Below are 1,540 nucleotides of genomic sequence, written 5' to 3' on the forward strand. Positions count from 1 at the left end.
CCGGCCAGCCGCAGCCGGCCGGGGCGCGGGCGGCGGCGTTCGACGGCGCGCCGCAGCCGTTCGATCGCGTCGATCATCGCGTCTTCGCCGGCCTCCAGTTCCAGCGTCTCGCCGGGGTCGCCATCGGGGCTGTAGATCGCCGGGTATTCGCCGGGATTCTGCCGGTCGATTGCCGCCAGCGACCAATGCGCCAGCGCTCGGTTGTTGAAATCGGCAATGGTCAGCGTCGCCTCGCCCACCGAGACCAGCACCTCGCGGCGCTGCGCCTCGGCGGTTGCACGCCACAGGCCGGTGGCCTCAAGCCGTTCGTATTCCGTCAGCGCCGTCATGGGGGGCCTGCTCTGCCTCTTCTGGGCCCTGTCTAGCATGGCCGCCGGGACAACGGCAAATGGCAGAGTGGCGCCGGCCGGCGTGGTTTACAGCGCCTGTGTGGCCAGGCGAAAGCTCAGCGCCTCGGCCACATGCGGGCGGCGCACTTCGGCCTCGCCAGCCAGGTCGGCAATGGTGCGGGCCACCCGCAACACCCGGTGATAGCCGCGCGCCGACAGGCCGAAACGGCCGGCGACGCGCGACAGCAGTTCGCGCCCCTCGGCATCGGGGGTGGCGACCTGTTCCAGCAGCCCGCCTTCGGCATCGGCATTCTGGCGCAGGCCGTCATGATCGGCAAAGCGCGCCGCCTGCACCTCGCGTGCGGCGGTGACGCGGCGGGCAACGGCTGCCGAACTGTCGCCCGATGCCGGCAGGTCGAGATCGCTGTAGGCGACCGGTGGCACCTCGATCCGCAGGTCGAACCGGTCCATCAGCGGGCCGGAGATGCGGCCGAGATAATCCTCGCCACATTGCGGCACCCGGGGGCAGGCGCGGGCCGGGTCCGAGAGATAGCCGCATTTGCAGGGATTGGCGGCGGCGACCAGCATGAAGCGGCAGGGATATTTTACATGGGCATTGGCGCGGGCAACCATGACCTCGCCGGTTTCGATCGGCTGGCGCAGGGTTTCCAGCACCATGCGCGGAAATTCGGGGAATTCGTCCATGAACAGGACGCCGTTATGGGCCAGGCTGATCTCGCCGGGCTGCGCCCGGCGGCCGCCGCCGACGATGGCCGCCATCGAGGCAGTGTGATGCGGTTCGCGGAACGGCCGGGTGCGGTTGATGCCGCCCTCGTCCAGCAGGCCGCAGAGCGACTGGATCATCGAGGTTTCCAGCGCTTCGGGCGCGGTCAGCGGTGGCAGGATGCCGGGGATGCGCGCGGCCAGCATCGATTTGCCCGAGCCGGGGGTGCCCACCATCATCAGGTGATGCCGCCCGGCGGCGGCGATTTCCAAGGCGCGTTTGCCCCGTTCCTGTCCCTTGACGTCGCGCAGGTCGGGGCCATTCAGACCGGTTTCGCAGACCTCGCCGGGTTCGGCCGGGGGCAGCGGCGTCTGGCCGGTGAAATGGCGGACGATATCGCCCAGGCTGTCGGCGCCGATCACCTGGGTGGCGCCGACCCAGGCGGCCTCGGCGCCCGAGGCGCGCGGGCAGAGCAGGCTGCGCCCGG

At 70.6% G+C, this 1,540-nt stretch carries 1 protein-coding gene and 1 pseudogene; both read right to left on the reverse strand.

The window, feature by feature from the left end:
- Positions 1-329 (reverse strand): annotated as a pseudogene (locus CVM52_RS25645) (hypothetical protein); the annotation flags it as partial.
- A gap of 87 nt (positions 330-416) precedes the next feature.
- Positions 417-1,540 (reverse strand): YifB family Mg chelatase-like AAA ATPase (locus CVM52_RS25650; protein WP_100165052.1); only part of this gene is annotated, 1,124 nt, incomplete at its 5' end.

Origin of the sequence: Pseudooceanicola lipolyticus (assembly GCF_002786325.1) — a bacterium.
GTDB classification, from domain to species: Bacteria; Pseudomonadota; Alphaproteobacteria; order Rhodobacterales; family Rhodobacteraceae; genus Pseudooceanicola_C; species Pseudooceanicola_C lipolyticus.